Origin of the sequence: Streptococcus mitis, from assembly GCF_003942695.1 — a bacterium.
Lineage (GTDB): Bacteria > Bacillota > Bacilli > Lactobacillales > Streptococcaceae > Streptococcus > Streptococcus mitis_BD.
This window is the reverse complement of sequence record NZ_RJNU01000003.1, coordinates 84,531-99,602: the sequence shown is the minus strand read 5'-3', so window position 1 is coordinate 99,602 and position 15,072 is coordinate 84,531. Positions and strand designations below refer to the sequence as shown.

Sequence of the window (15,072 nt, the reverse complement as noted above, 5' to 3'; positions counted from 1 at the left end):
TCACTTCCTAACTAGATATGGTGGAAAGGATTGGTCGATGCTTGACTAGGCAAAATCTCAATAGGCCAGCCCTTTTCTGCCTTCCATTGAGTAAAGAGTGCAGCGATTTTTTCCACAAAAAGCACTTCGATATAATGCCCTGGGTCCAATGCTAGCAAACCATCTGACAACATATCTTGGGCAGTATGGTAATAAACATCGCCAGTGATGTAGACATCTGCCCGCTTAGCTAAAGCATCCTTATAGAAAGACTGCCCGCTACCACCACAGATAGCCACTCTTGAAATAGGCTTCTGCAAATCGCTCTCTTGGTAATGCACCATTCGAAGACTATCTAGACCAAAGACTTGCTTGACATGCTGGGCCAATTCCCCAAATGTCTGAGTTTGAATATTTCCAATCCGACCAATCCCACGTTCTGGGCCTGTTTCCTGCAGATAAGTCGTTTCCTCAATACCCAGCATCTGACAGAACCAATCATTGAGACCATTTTCAACGATGTCAATATTGGTATGGCTGACATAAACTGCGATGTCATGCTTAATCAGGTCGATGTAAATCTGATTTTGCGGACTACTAGCTACCAAGTCCTTTATCGGACGAAAGATAGGCGCATGCTTGACGATAATCAAATCCACACCCTTTTCAATGGCCTCTGCCACCGTCTCTTCACGAATATCGAGGGCAACCATGACTCTTTGAATATCCTTGTCCAAAGTGCCGATTTGCAGGCCACGACTGTCTCCCTCCATAGAAAATTCCTGAGGGCAAAAGGCTTCATAGCGTTTAATCACTTCACTTGCTAGCATGGAGCACCTCCTTAATGGCTTGAATTTTATGAGCTAGAACTTGACGTTCCTCCAGATTTTTTTCTGGGATTTGGCTAAGAGCAAACTCTAGCTTAGCAGCTTCTTTTTGCCATTTTTGGACAAATACTGGACTGACTTCTTTGGACAAGATAGGTCCAAAGCGGACATCACTGGCTGATAGCTTCATTTGTCCTGCTTCCACCACCAAAATCTCGTAGAATTTACCAGCTTCTTCTAGGATGCTTTCTGCTACAATCTGAAAACCATTGGCTTGCAACCAAATGCGCAAGTCGTCTTCACGATTATTGGGTTGGAGGATTAAACGCTCTACATTAGCCAGCTTGTCCAAGCCTTCTTGCAATATGGTCGCAATCAAACGGCCTCCCATACCAGCAATGGTGATAACAGAGACTTGGTCTACCTCTTCAAATGCCCCTAAGCCATTGGCTAAACGAACTTGGATTTTCTCCTTTAGACCGTGACTTTCAACATTCTTGACTGCTGACTGGTAGGGGCCTTCCACCACCTCACCTGCAATGGCGCTTTTGATTTGGCCTCTCTCAACCAACTCGATGGGCAGATAAGCATGGTCACTCCCCACATCTAGTAAAACGGCCCCCTGTGGCACAAAGGAAGCTACCAATTCTAATCTCTTTGAAATCATCTTCTCTCACTTTCCAAAACTCTATTACCTCTTATTATACCACATTTCAGCTAGCAATCTTGCACCTAAAAAGACCGCAATCCACAGATTGCAGTCTTTCTTTATTTTTTCGCTTGGTAACGACTGGTCAAAATGAAAATCACTGTAAAAATCAGCATCATTGTCCCATAAACAGGCAGCGTTTGTCCAGTTAAGGTTGATATTTCAAGTAGTTTTTGAATCCTTGGGAAGAGAGCTGTGGCTAGGAAGCCTCCTACTGACCAAACAATCAAGAGGACACGCCAGAGAGTAAATGGCATGCAGGCTCTAAATACGGATAAGAAACCAATTGACCCCAAGAGATAATAGAGGAGGGTTGATATTTCAATCTCAGTCCAGCCTTGACTCGCTCCAAATATTTTCACAAAAAGAACGCTGAACACAACCATCAGTGCACTCGGTAGGGCACGAAGCATGGATTTTCTGAGGAAGTTTGACTCGACAGGTTTGATATTTCTCTCAAAAGTCAGAACGAATGGCGGGAAACCTTCCACGAATTGGTCGATCATGGTAATTTGAATCGGAATGAAGGGGAAAATCAAAATCCACTCAGACCGTCCCAGAAGAACACTGGCGATACAGATAACTGCTAACAGGAAGGAATAGATAGTTTTAATCAAGAAAATCGGTGCGATATGGGCGATGTTATTGACCACGCGACGACCTTCAAAGAGAATCTCCGGAACATCATCAAAGTCTGAGTTCAAAAGAACTAGATTGGCAATCTGACGAGTCGCAGGATCTCCTTCCGCCATTACAATCGAACAATCCGCCTCACGAAGAGCTAGGATGTCATTGACTCCGTCCCCTGTCATAGCCGTTGTATGCCCTGCTTTTTTCAGCGTTTGGATGATGAGTTTCTTTTGATGAGGGGAAACACGACCAAAAATTGCTGTCCCCTCAGCCATGGCAATCAATTCCTCATCCGTAATTTTTGAGCAATCTACATAGCTGTGATAGTCGGCAAAACCAGCTTTCTGGGCAATACTGGACACTGTAACGGGATTGTCACCAGAGATAATCTTGAGTCCCACTTCCTGAGAACGGAGATAGTCTAGCGTCTCAGCTGCTCCTTCTCGAATGGGGTCCAAAATCTCCAGCAAGGCCAGAGCCTGAATATCAGATGGTTTCTGTGGTTTGTGATGGTCTAGTTTTTCCTGACTGAGGGCTAAGACCAAGACTCGTGACCCTCTCTCCAAGGCCTCTCTGGCTTCAGGGACTTCAGAGTCCAACAACATCTCAGGCGCCCCTAAGAAAACCGTTCCTAGACCTTCCAATTCCATAGCACCCCACTTGCGGTCGCTTGAGAAGGGAAGATTCGAAAGCATGGGATAGGCTACCTGTCCTTGGAAACGCTGACGAATGGCTTGGGCTGTTGGATTTTTATCCTCACTATGAGCGATGTAGCTGGTTAGAATACTGGCAATAGTCTCTTCACCATAAGTTTCCGTCAGAGGAAGAACCGCCTCCACCTGCATCTTTCCTTGGGTGATGGTGCCCGTCTTGTCCAGACAGAGCATATCCACGCGCGCCAAGGTCTCAACAGAGTACATCTCCTGTACCAAAACCTTTTTCAGACCCAGCTTAATCACCGCAGTCAAGAGAGAGGTGATGGTCAAAAGAGCGATTCCCTTAGGCAACATGCCCAAAAGGGCTGTCGAAGAATTTACAACGGATGACTTGAGAGGTAAACCTTTTAACATCAAGGCTTCTAGCAAGAGAGCTAGACCAAATGGAATGATAATCTTCCCAGTAAAGCCTGCTAGCTTGTCCAACGATTTCATAATGCGGGAGTTGATGGGTTTAACGGTCTTGGCCTCCAGCATGAGTTTGGAAACATAGTTTTCTGCCCCAACATGGTGAACTTGAGCCAAAACTGATCCACTGGCTAAGAAACTTCCAGACAAAAGCAAGGCGTCCACTTCCTTTTGCACCAAATCACTCTCACCCGTCAACATGGCTTCATTGACTTCCGCAAAGCCTTCCAAAACCAAGGCATCACTAGGGATCTGCTCCCCAGCAGACAAACGAATCACATCTCCTAGAACCAATTCTTCTGGATTAAGAGCGACTTCTTGGCCATCACGGATGGTTTTGACCTTTTCCTTGGTCATGAGATTGAGCTTGTCCACCATGTGTTTGGCCCGTAGCTCGGTCACAATCCCCGAAAAAGCGTTAAAGCAGATAACGGCAAAGAAGACCAGATTGCTCCAAGCCTGCACAAATGCTAGCGCCAAAGCAATGGCAAAGTTCAAAGCGTTAAAAAGTGTAAAAACATTTCGTTTGATGATTTGCCAAGTACTGGTACTAGCCGAAGCGGTAAAGTCATTGACCAAACCTTGAGCCTGTCTTTCCTTGACTTCTCTTTGGGATAATCCCATAATCTTATTTTTATCCATAAGTTCTATCATATCATTTTTTTTTAAAGAATTCTAATCCCATCTAAAACTGTTGGCTGATAACTGAAAAAGTTTGCCAGTAGTCTTTTGATAAGGTATAATAATAAAAGCAATACAATCGAAGGAGATCTCATGTTTTATACTTATTTGCGTGGACTAGTCATGCTGATCTTGTGGTCCATCAATGGCAATGCCCACTATCACAATACTGATAAAATCCCTAGCCGAGACGAAAACTATATCCTCGTCGCACCTCACCGTACCTGGTGGGATCCTGTTTACATGGCCTTTGCGACCAAGCCAAAACAGTTCATCTTTATGGCCAAAAAAGAGCTGTTTAACAACCGTATCTTTGGCTGGTGGATCCGTATGTGTGGCGCCTTTCCTATCGACCGAGAAAAACCTAATGCCTCTGCTATCAAGTACCCTATCAACGTCCTCAAAAAAAGCGACCGCTCTCTCATCATGTTCCCAAGCGGGAGCCGTCACTCAAACGATGTCAAGGGTGGAGTTGCCTTGATTGCCAAAATGGCTAAGGTCCGTATCATGCCTGTCACCTACACAGGGCCCATGACCTTGAAAGGCTTGGTCAGCCGTGAACGTGTCGATATGAACTTTGGAAATCCTATCGATATCTCAGACATCAAGAAAATGAATGATGAAGGGATTGAAATGGTTGCAGACCGTATCCAAGCAGAATTCCAACGTTTGGACGAAGAAACCAAGCAATGGCACAATGATAAAAAACCAAACCCACTCTGGTGGTTTGTCCGAATCCCTGCCCTCATCCTTGCTGTGATTGTTGGTATCCTAACGATTATCTTTACCTTCATTGCAAGCTTTATCTGGAATCCAGATAAGAAGAGAGAGTCTCTTGGTTAAGACAATGAGAACCGCTACACAAAAACTCGATTTTAAGAGAAAATCCAGCAAGCCTTTCCATAAGAAATGCGTAGCATCAATGTTTTTGGACACTTGATGCTATGCATTTTTATGATCTTTATCCCTGTATAATCAGAAGAAAACTCTACATTCTATATAGAAATTTTTTGACAAATTACTTTGATTTTGATATTATATTATTAAAAAAGGGGAGGATTTTTATAATGAATCATAAACATTCTTTATTCGGGAAGTGCAAGTCTGTTTTATTGACGGTTGCTCTAGCGTCTGCCTTTACAGCAATGGGACAAGTTGATGCTGATGAGGTAAAGAATCCAAGTCAAGTTGCTAATGATCTTGCTCAAGTAGGTTCAAATGAACTTTCCACTAAAACTACTCAAACTAATCAACAAATTTCCGAAACAGTTAAGGAGATTCAAGATAAAGTTAATGTCTCTGTAGTACCACTTGATAAAGCTCAACCTGGTGATATAGTTAAAGTAACTACTACTTCAACGGACGCCAAGGTAGATACTAAAGAAAACACAGCTGGTACAGAAGCAACTGCCAAAGCAGAGACTTCTGTAAGTGTTGAAACAACTCATTTAGCTGCTAAGGGAACTGCCGTTGGAGAAAAGACACCTGTTACAACAACAAAGACTGTTACAGATCACGTTAATACAGATGACTATGTAGCTAATGTTACTCAAACTATCAAGAAAACTACATTTGAAAAAGTTTTGAAAGAAGCAGATGTAATAATTACTAAACAAGCGGCTGGTTCTGCAGATATCGTCTTTACTATTGATAAGTCAGTTTCAATGGATTCTTCTATTCAAAATGTTGTACAGAATATCGAGAACTTTGTCCGTGATTTGGCTAATAAAAAAGTTGATGCTCGTCTTGGCTTAATCGCGTATGAGGCTGCTGACAATGTTCAATATTTCGATTTTAATGGATCTAAATTCACTAAGAATGTAGAGGAGTATATTAAGGCGCTTAGATCTATTCGAACATACGGCGGAACAGAAGAGCCTACAGTCCCTCTACATCATATTGCAACCTCAAAAGATTATGATTGGTCTACAGCTTCTAATAATCGTCGTTTTGCATTCTTAATTACTGATGAAAGTATTGATTTCCGTACTCCAGGCATTCCAACAGTAGAAGAGACTCTGAAAGCTCTTAAAGCAGCAGATATTTCTCTATCAGTTGTAGGGATGAGATACACAGAATCGACCTTCAAACCTTTAGTTGAGGGGACAAAAGGGCTTTATCTTAATATTAATCAAGAATTTTCTAGTCTTTTAAATCGTGATTTTACAAATCATGTTGTTAAGACTGTCCAAGAAGGACGTGTTTACCGCATCGTAACAGAGAAATATGACTTCTTAACAGAGGCGCATGTCGTACTTAAACCAAAACCTATCGGAAGCACAAAGGCAGTTTATCATACTTCTACGCTTTCTAATAAAGTATCTGAATTACCCAAAACTGGTGAAAAGGCATCTTCTAATTTATCCGTACTTGGAGTTGCCTTAATTGCAGTAGCCTCTGGTTTGACTGTTGGTGTTAAGAAAAAAGATTAAGGAGATCCTTTTCATATAGAAGGTAGAGGAAAGGAGTTTTGCACCATTTAGATTCTTTGCCAACTATAACAAGAAAAATAGTTAACAATGAGAGAGGGCCTCTTGGTCTTCTCTTTTAATATATTCAGAGCAAATTTCATATTCTACTCTATCATCTCAAAAAGATTTTGTCCCTCTTTCTTTAGAAATAAAAGAGTATTTTCTTTTATCGAATAAATTCATGATAAAAATATCAGTCTTCAAAAATACATATTCCTAGTGTTAGTAATATAAAAATGACTGAGATTAAAGTGTGTGATTTTCTACAAATATCTATCATTTCATCAATCCTATAATATTCTTAATAAATCTCGTATGCTCCTTTCCAATGACAATCCAGTCACTTTTCATTATAGAACATGTATTTTTCTTCATTCAAAGAAACTCTAAAATCATAAAAACGCATAATATAAGAAATTCAGAGAGTTCAATATTATGCGTTTTATTATAGAAAGTTTTACTGAATTTTCCCCTCAAATTTAATTTTTGTCTTGTCTCTTCTCTTACTTTATTCAATCTCCCATTTCTTTGCCAACCAGTTAGAAAAAGACACAAATCGCTCAGCTACTTGCTCATGATGCCCATAAGGATCAAAGACAAACTGACCAGTCGGATAGCGTTGCTGAAGACTGGTATGGATCTGCTCAGCATAGGCTGGTGCTTGAGCCAAGCGATTGGTATGATGGGCTCCTTCTGTTTGACCATTCTGTAAATACAGCAAACAGTCCAAATTTTTCACCTTTTCATCTCTGCAATAAGTCGTAAAATCAGGATACCAAAAGGAACCGCAGATAGAGAAGATACAGGAGACCTTGTCAAAATGGAAAAGACTGTATACAGCCGCCAAACCACCTAGTGAGTACCCTCCATAGGCAAGGCGATTTTTGTCCAGGCGATAAAGCGACTGCAACTTATCTAAAAGACCTCCAAATAAATGACCATGATAGGCAGTTGCCTGACCGCCAAAATCTGGAGCCCCATCTCTCAGAGCCGATGCCTTCCAGGGAGTGTAGTCATCTAGGCGATGTTTAGAGGTCAAGCCCACTAAAATCACAGATTCTGAAAGGGAAGATAGGAAATCCAAGTTTCCATCATTCAAGAGAATCGCTGGATAGGTTTGATTGGGATTATAGGTCGAAGGAAGGCTGATCTTGACTTGGATCCCTTCCCAATCAAACTCATTATTTATTGATAAAGTCATTGATTTTTTCAAGGGAATCAATCACTGCTGGACCATAGTCCATCAACTCATCATAAGAGATGGTCATTATCTTTTGATTCTTAATTGCAGGAACGTTTTCCAAAACAGCATTTTTCTTCATCAACTCTACTGCGTTGGCATCCAATTTTTTATTGCGGTCGCTGGTTACATAGATAATCAACTCAGGATCCATTGACACGAGATTTTCCAAGGTCAAGCCTGATGTTCCCGTTGCAACGTTGGTATAACCAAGTTGATTCAACAAGCTTTCTTGCAAAGCAGACTTGTAGGCACCAAAGGTTTCATCATTATAAGCAACCATAATCAAAGCCTTTTTCTTTTCACCTTGGCTTGCTGGATTTGCTTTCTTAACAGCATCAATTTTAGCTTGTAACTGGGCTGCGTATTCATTGGCCTTGTCCTGAACATTGAAAATCATTCCAAGATTTTTAACGTCTTCTACAATATTTCCCAAATCTTGCTGAATCGTTGAGAGAGAAGCTTTTTGCGTATAGACTGGGATTTTGTTTTCATTCCAAGTGCTAACTGTTCCCAAGGATTTTTCAGAAAACATCATGTTTCGACCCATCACAGCGTCTGGCTCATAAGAAAGGACTGTTTCTTGTGAGACTGTTTTTTTATCCCCAATTTGAGGAATCGTCGCAATCGCGTCCTTGTACTTACCTGTTACAGCATTGTCCGGGTTGAGCATACCAGCAATTTTATCCTTCAAGCCTAGCTCCAATAAGATTTCAGTGGTTGAAAGATTGTTGGTGATAACTTTTTCAGGTGCCTTGTCAAAGACTTGTTCGACTTCGTTTCCCTTAGCATCATAGGTTTTGACCGTGAGTGGATAAGTCGTCTCTGTGCTTGCCTTTTGACTTGTTTCTGTGCTAGATTGTGTGGTTGCTTTTTCTGTAGTAGTATTGCCACAAGCTGCCATCGTTAATGTTGCTACTGTTACGAGTAAAATGCTTAGTGTTTTTTTCATCTTGTTTTCCTTTTCATTCTTATAAATAGTGAATCATCGCTTGCCGATCCTCGGTCCAAGTAACCTGACTTTGAACTCCGTATACAGTTTGCAATGACTCAGGGGTGATGGTCTCCCTTGGAGTCCCTTGGTAAAGGATTTCTCCCTCTTTCATCAGATAGAGATAATCCGAATAGCGACAAGCAAGTTGAATATCATGCAGGACAGCTAGAACATTGACCTTGAGATTTTTCACAATGGTCAACAAGTCTAGCTGGTACTTGATATCCAGGTGATTGGTTGGTTCGTCCAGGAGCAAGAGAGTCGGTTCTTGCGCCAAGGCACGTGCCAACAAGACTCGCTGCTTCTCTCCCCCCGACAGGGACGAATAGAGACGAGTTTTCTTCTCAAGCATATCCACCTTGACGAGAGCATCTTGAACGAGGGCATAATCTCTTTCCTTTTCCTTCTGTAGAAAAGAGAGATGGGGAGTTCTTCCCAGCAAGACGATTTCCTCAACTGTACAATCAAACTGCAATTGATTAAACTGGGTTACAACTGCCATCTGCTTGGCTGTTTCTTTGAGTGACCAATGCTCCAGCGGCTTTCCATCTAGGCTTATCAAGCCTTTGTCCGCCTTTTCCTGACGATAGAGGAGTTTAAGCAGGCTGGTTTTTCCACTTCCATTTGGTCCTAGTATCGTGTGAAATTGACGCCCTTCAACCTTAAGAGAAACTCCTTTGAGGATTTTTTTCTCTCCTAGTCCAAAGTGGACATCCTGACAAATCAAGTCCATATCAGGCCCTCACCTCCCTTCGCCTACCTCCAACAATGTAGATAAAGAAGGGAGCACCTACTAAGGCTGTGAAAATACCAATTGGAAGCTCAGTATTTGGAATGATGACACGAGAAAGTACATCTGCCCAGACCACAAAGAGGGCACCAAGTATGGTCGCAACAGGAAAAAGTCTCCTGTAATTCGTTCCTACTAACCCTCGAGCTAAGTGAGGAGTAATCAGTCCAACAAATCCAATAATCCCACAAGTAGCCACCAAGACAGCTGTCAGCACAGCCACCATGGTCACGTAAAGATACCAATAGAAGCGTAAGGGAATTCCCAAAGTTAAAGCAGCCTCATCTCCCATCATCATCACATTAAAAACACGATACTGAGTAGCGAAAAATAGAAAGGACAATCCTACTACTATAGTCGGCAGGACTAAGTCAGACCAAGTAGTCCCTGCAAGCGAACCCATGGTCCAAAACTTAATGGTCATCACACTGTCAGCATTAGCGCCAACTGAGATAATAAAGTTGGAAAATGCCAGAAAGAGAGCATTGACCACCGTTCCTGATAAGATCAGACTAGAAGTCGTCATCCTGCCCTGCATAGAGGCAATGATGAGGACAGCAATTGTTGCCAAAATAGCTCCAAGAAAAGCTCCAAGGCTAATCATCACTTTTAAACCAAGAATGATGCTCAAGGTTGCCCCTAGAGTTGCACCCGCAGATATTCCTAAGACATAGGGCTCAGCGATGGGATTGTTCACTGTAGACTGCATCACGCTACCACACATAGAAAGACCAGCCCCTACTATCAAGCCTAACAATACTCGAGGGAATCTCATGTTCCATACAATGGCAAGAGTGGACTTGGAAACCTCTCCTATCTCAAGAGGAAAACCCAACCTGCTCAAAATTATCCGATAGGTATCTCCTAAATCAATCACAACGGATCCCATAGAAACCGCTAGAAAAAGTGAAATTCCTAAAACACTTAGCAAAATACCTAAAAGTAAAACAAACTGCAGGTCCTGTCGGCTTCCAGAAAATTTGGAAAGCATGAAAACCTCCTTAGACAAAATTAAAAATTTAGAAAATTCTCATGAAAAGTATACCATATTTTCAACAATGGAACAAGATGAGAAAAATAAATATAGTTGGTCTTACAGTGCTAATAATCGTAACCGAAGATTATACTTGGGTATATCGAGGTAAAGTGACAACATAAAAAGCCCTCTAAAATTAGAGAGCTGATTTGAGCCCGGGCTAAAATCCTAGTGAAACAAAAAAATCTACACGATCAGAAAAGTCTCTATCGTGCCATTTTCATACATGATGTATAGTCCAAGTAGAATGAATACTATGGGCACAATGATTCGCTCGTATTTTTCAATTGTCTCGAATATTAACGGAATAGAGGATAACATCCGACTAATCTCGCAAAAGATAATTATGCCGATTACAAACACAAGCAACGCCACGAGGGTCTGTGACCAATCTAACGAAGCAAAATAAGGTATATAGATACCTAAATTATCTCCGCCAGACGCAATTGTCAGCAATGTAACTGTCCAAAACAGTTGATTTGCCTTGCTTTGTTCTAATCTTTCAATAATTTCTTCCTCTTCTTCCTCACCTTCTCCAACAATTGCAAAGCGAATCCCTAAATAGATAGGGATTAAACCAAGCAATCCAACCATCCATTCTTCAGGCACGAAATTAACGACATAAGCAGCAACTAAACTCGCCCCTACAAGTAAGCCTGTTCCTAGATATTGCCCCGCATAAATATGCCATTTCTGTTTATTCTGTGATAGCTGTGCAAATAAAATAATTAAAATAATTAAATAATCGATACTGGTGGAAATATAAACACCAATAGCAGATATGATTGTCTGTCCCATAAAAACCTCCTGTATTAGTTAGTAATAAATCATCAGATTTTAGGAGAGCACAGACACATTAATTTAGCTATCGCTAGTGGGTAATGTCGAACGTAGGAAAGCATTTTACTCCTCCTCAAAACGTAGTTACAAAGTAATTTCTAACTGGAATTCGGTGACTACTTCCATGTAAAGTATAACATACTATACTTTACTTCGTAAAGTGTAGGCTCTCCGAGGGGGCTTGCAGACAGTTACTCGGCTTGAAAAGCCGAGTAACTGCGCACCTTCATGGTGTCATTAGCTGATACCATTTGAGGTTTTTGTAGTCTCCAAAATTATGACCGATAAAACTAAGCGAGATTGTCTTGCTCGCTGATAAAGAGTTTTTGTAGTCTCCAAAATTATGACCGATAAAACTGTCCTAGTTTTTCGGCGCAGCTGGCGATAGTTTTTGTAGTCTCCAAAATTATGACCGATAAAACGAAATGATTAAGACATACCCTGACGGCTTGGTTTTTGTAGTCTCCAAAATTGTGACCGATAAAACCTCAATAAAAAAGCCCTCTGAAAATCAGAGAGCTGATTTGAGCTCGGGCTAAAATCCTAGTGAAAAAGATGAAACTCCTTGTGTTCATCGAACACGGTGTCGTTTCCCTATTTTCATACGGATTTCTTACGCCCTTAGCATCATGATTAACGACGAAGTCCTAGAGAGTTGATTAACTCACGGTAACGGTTAACGTCGTTTTTACGCAAGTATGCAAGCAAGTTACGACGGCGACCGATTTTCTTCATCAATCCACGGTAAGTAGCGTGGTCTTTTTTGTGTTGTTTGATGTGTTCGTTAAGGTGGTTGATTTCCCAAGTAAGGACAGCAACTTGAACCTCTACTGAACCTGTATCACCTTCGTGACGTGCATATTGTGCGATGATTTCATTTTTTTTCTCTTTTGAGATTGCCATGATGTTTCTCCTTTTTATTTGGCTTCATCCGAGTGACAGGTTGGCATGCCTGTAACCAAGAAGAAGTTATTTGTCTTTACGACAGTTCTTATTCTACCAAGAAGCAGGGACTTTGTCAACTGATTTACTGTTTAAAACCGTGAATTACTCTACTGATTTCAGGGCTTCGAGCATATCCACTTTTCTCAAGTGGTGATTGACAAAGAGGCCCAGTAAGGCTAAGATTACAGTCACTGCGACGATTGGAAGAGCATCGACTTCCCAGCTGACTCGTGGATAAAAAAGTATAGTGGCAGGTGAAATCATTTGTATCAAAAATTGATGTAAATAATAGCCAGCTACCAAACCGAGAGCAATCCCCACAAGGGATAGCACCATGGTCTCGCGGTAGATATAGAGGGTCACTTCTTTATTGTGGAAACCGAGAACCTTGATAGTGGAAAGTTCACGGATACGTTCTGCGACATTGATATTGGTGAGATTGTAGAGAATGACAATGGCTAGTAAAACGGAAACAAGGACAAGGATTGCCATGGTTTTATTGAGCGAACTAGCCACGGATTCAAAGAGATGGATGGCCGTCGCATTTTGGACCACCCCAGAAACAGCAGCTTTTTCCATGAAGGTAGCAGCTTCTTTCTCCGTATTTGATGGTGTTGGCTCTTTTAATTTTACTAGGTAGGTATTGTCTTGTGGACTGCTGCCGTAGACTTGTTCGTAAGTCGCTCGGTTGAGATACACAAAGTGTCCAACATAGTTTTCAGAAATAGCCGCGACCCTGATTTCCTTCCCATCAAGCTCCAGCTTATCTCCAGCCTTAACACCTGCTAGTTGAGCTAATTTTTGACTCACGACAGCTCCATCAGTGATCTCCACCTCTTGCCCATTTTCCTGTAAAGCGATAAAGGGCTTGAAATTTTCTCTGCTTGTGACCATCATGGTGATAGTTTGAAGTCCTGCTTTTCCTTTGAAATCTTTTTCAATGGATTTAGAGTAAATCTTTTGGTAAGCATGGATACGGTCCGCTTGCAAGGCACTTTCTAAATCGGCCTTCTCTTGCTCCGTTGAACTGCTCTTTTCCGCTACAATCATCTGGTATTGCTGGATTTGTTCAAATTGGCGCTCCACAACGCCTCCCACAGAAGACTGAATGCCAAGACCTGCAAATAAGAGAGCAGCCGAACCCGCAACTCCAAAAATGGTCATCAACATTCGTTGCTTATAACGGAAAATATTTCGCGCAGTAACCTTATGAGTAAAACTCAGACGACTCCAAATAAAGCTCAGGCGTTCCAGTAAAATCTTTGCTCCTTTAACGGGAGGCTTGGGAAGTAAGAGTTGGGCTGCTTCATCGTGTAGTTCCCTCCGCGCTACCAGATAAGCTGGCAAAACGCTGGATACCCAACTTAAAGCTAGGGCAATAAGACTATAAGACCAATAGAAATACTCGTGACTTTTTCCAACAACCATCCCAGCTGTTATAACATCTGAAATCACGCCGGCAAGGATATAATGTCCTAGAAGCGTTCCTAAAATGGTTCCTACAGTTCCTGCAAGAAAACCATAGAGGACAAACTTGGCAACTATATCTCGATTTCGGTAACCCAAGGCCTTGAAAATACCAGCATTGGTGCGCTCTTCATCCACAAAGCGAGTCATCGTTGTAAAGGTCACCATTGCCGCGACCATATAAAGCACCACTGGGAAGATATTCCCTACTGAACGAATGCTTGACGATGCATTGCTGTACATGAGGTAGCCTTGACCACCTGGCATGGTTTCGCGATTGTATACGTGGTATTTCGGATCTGCCAGTTCATCAAGCTCTTTCTGGCGCTGTTCTAGCTTCTCTTTTTCCTTAGATAGATCACTCTCTGTCTGAGCCAGCTTTTCTTTTTTTGTCGCCAGTTCTTCCTTAGCTTTTGTCAGCTGTCCCTTGGCTTGACTCTTTTGTGGTTCTGGTAAAGCGGTCGCTTGTTCTTCTTGCGTTTTCAAGCGACTTTCAGCCTGCTCTAGCTGACTCTTGCCATTTTGAAAGTTACTTTCAGCAGTTTGGAGCTGTTCTTTGCCCTCTTCCAGGCTCTTTTGCCCATTTGCTTTGATACTTGCCAATCTTTTTTGACCATTATCGGCCAGCAAGTCTTGCAAGTCTTCCTGATGTTGAGCTCGTTTGGTCTTATAGTCTGATGAAAAAGCATCCAGATTTTTTAAATCATCATAGCGCACACGCGCAATGCTATAAACATCTGTATCAAACTGACTGGGTAAAATCACTCCATAGCCAGCCAAGCTTCCATTTCCACTACTAGCTCCTCCCAAGTCTTCTTGAGAAAGCATCTCACCCGACTGAACAAATCCAGTAATGGTGAAAGATTGGGATTTTAGGACGGACTTCCCTTCTTCCTTCTTAGTAAAGGTAATGGTCTGCCCAATCTGATAGCGGTCTTTCCAGAAATCAGCCAAGGCAATTTCCTCATCAGCCTCTGGCAGTCGCCCTTCTGTCACTTGGAAGGTTGAAATCCCCTCTGGCTTGGAATAAAGTCGAACCGCTTCTTCACTATTTTCAACGGTTAGGTCTGCCATATAACCAAACTCAACACTTGCTCCTTTGAGGGTCTTTAGTTCGTCTTGGTCTTCTTTTTCCAAGCCATAATCAGCTATCACTGCCAGATCCAAAGTATTGGCTTTACGGAGATAATCCTCAGCCGTTCGTTCCATGTTGGGACTAGTCACTTTGAGCCCTACTAGAGCTAAAGAACCCAGCATCATCAAGGTCAGGATAGAAGCAAAGCGTCCCTTGGAAGCAGTCACCGACTGGAGCAAGTCTTTTCGGTATGTTTTTTTCATG

12 protein-coding genes are annotated in these 15,072 nt (G+C 41.9%); 2 read left to right on the top strand and 10 right to left on the bottom strand.

Going from position 1 to position 15,072, the window contains the following annotated elements:
- Positions 1–11: 11 nt before the first annotated feature.
- The 3 genes from D8852_RS03305 to D8852_RS03295 form a co-directional block, all read right to left on the bottom strand.
- On the bottom strand, positions 12–809 hold the full coding sequence (locus tag D8852_RS03305; RefSeq protein ID WP_125424603.1) for a Nif3-like dinuclear metal center hexameric protein: 798 nt from the start codon (positions 807–809) through the stop codon (positions 12–14).
- Positions 796–1,473, bottom strand: a complete 678-nt coding sequence (locus tag D8852_RS03300; protein ID WP_125424602.1) for a tRNA (adenine(22)-N(1))-methyltransferase — start codon at positions 1,471–1,473, stop codon at positions 796–798. Before D8852_RS03300 ends, D8852_RS03305 begins: the two co-directional genes overlap by 14 nt.
- 101 nt (positions 1,474–1,574) lie before the next feature.
- The gene (locus tag D8852_RS03295) at positions 1,575–3,911 is read right to left on the bottom strand and encodes a cation-translocating P-type ATPase (RefSeq protein ID WP_125424601.1); all 2,337 of its coding nucleotides are present in this window, start codon (positions 3,909–3,911) and stop codon (positions 1,575–1,577) included.
- A 132-nt stretch (positions 3,912–4,043) separates the two neighbouring features.
- Here D8852_RS03295 and D8852_RS03290 point away from each other — a divergent pair, with 132 nt between their 5' ends.
- Positions 4,044–4,793, top strand: coding sequence for a lysophospholipid acyltransferase family protein (locus tag D8852_RS03290; RefSeq protein ID WP_125424600.1), 750 nt, complete (start codon positions 4,044–4,046; stop codon positions 4,791–4,793).
- Positions 4,794–5,017: 224 nt separating this feature from the next.
- Positions 5,018–6,382, top strand: coding sequence for an LPXTG cell wall anchor domain-containing protein (locus tag D8852_RS03285; RefSeq protein WP_084945881.1), 1,365 nt, complete (start codon positions 5,018–5,020; stop codon positions 6,380–6,382).
- A gap of 547 nt (positions 6,383–6,929) precedes the next feature.
- Here D8852_RS03285 and D8852_RS03280 read toward each other — a convergent pair.
- The 7 genes from D8852_RS03280 to D8852_RS03250 form a co-directional block, all read right to left on the bottom strand.
- Positions 6,930–7,622, bottom strand: coding sequence for an alpha/beta hydrolase-fold protein (locus D8852_RS03280; RefSeq protein WP_125424599.1), 693 nt, complete (start codon positions 7,620–7,622; stop codon positions 6,930–6,932).
- Positions 7,603–8,613 (bottom strand): ABC transporter substrate-binding protein, encoded by a 1,011-nt coding sequence (locus D8852_RS03275; protein WP_084976086.1) that lies wholly within the window; start codon positions 8,611–8,613, stop codon positions 7,603–7,605. The genes D8852_RS03280 and D8852_RS03275 overlap by 20 nt, the downstream gene beginning before the upstream one ends.
- A 19-nt stretch (positions 8,614–8,632) precedes the next feature.
- A complete protein-coding gene (locus D8852_RS03270; RefSeq protein ID WP_125424598.1) occupies positions 8,633–9,388 on the bottom strand; it encodes an ABC transporter ATP-binding protein in 756 nt (251 codons plus the stop codon).
- A gap of 1 nt (position 9,389) precedes the next feature.
- Positions 9,390–10,436: a FecCD family ABC transporter permease gene (locus D8852_RS03265; RefSeq protein ID WP_125424597.1), complete on the bottom strand. Its 1,047-nt coding sequence runs from the start codon at positions 10,434–10,436 to the stop codon at positions 9,390–9,392.
- A gap of 231 nt (positions 10,437–10,667) precedes the next feature.
- Positions 10,668–11,279 carry a CadD family cadmium resistance transporter gene (locus tag D8852_RS03260; protein WP_000531728.1) on the bottom strand — a complete coding sequence of 204 codons (612 nt, stop codon included), beginning with the start codon at positions 11,277–11,279 and terminating at the stop codon, positions 10,668–10,670.
- Between the two features lie 675 nt (positions 11,280–11,954).
- The gene (gene rpsO, locus D8852_RS03255; RefSeq protein WP_001018251.1) at positions 11,955–12,224 is read right to left on the bottom strand and encodes a 30S ribosomal protein S15; all 270 of its coding nucleotides are present in this window, start codon (positions 12,222–12,224) and stop codon (positions 11,955–11,957) included.
- Positions 12,225–12,368: 144 nt separating this feature from the next.
- Positions 12,369–15,071 (bottom strand): FtsX-like permease family protein, encoded by a 2,703-nt coding sequence (locus D8852_RS03250; RefSeq protein ID WP_125424596.1) that lies wholly within the window; start codon positions 15,069–15,071, stop codon positions 12,369–12,371.
- Position 15,072 lies beyond the last annotated feature (1 nt).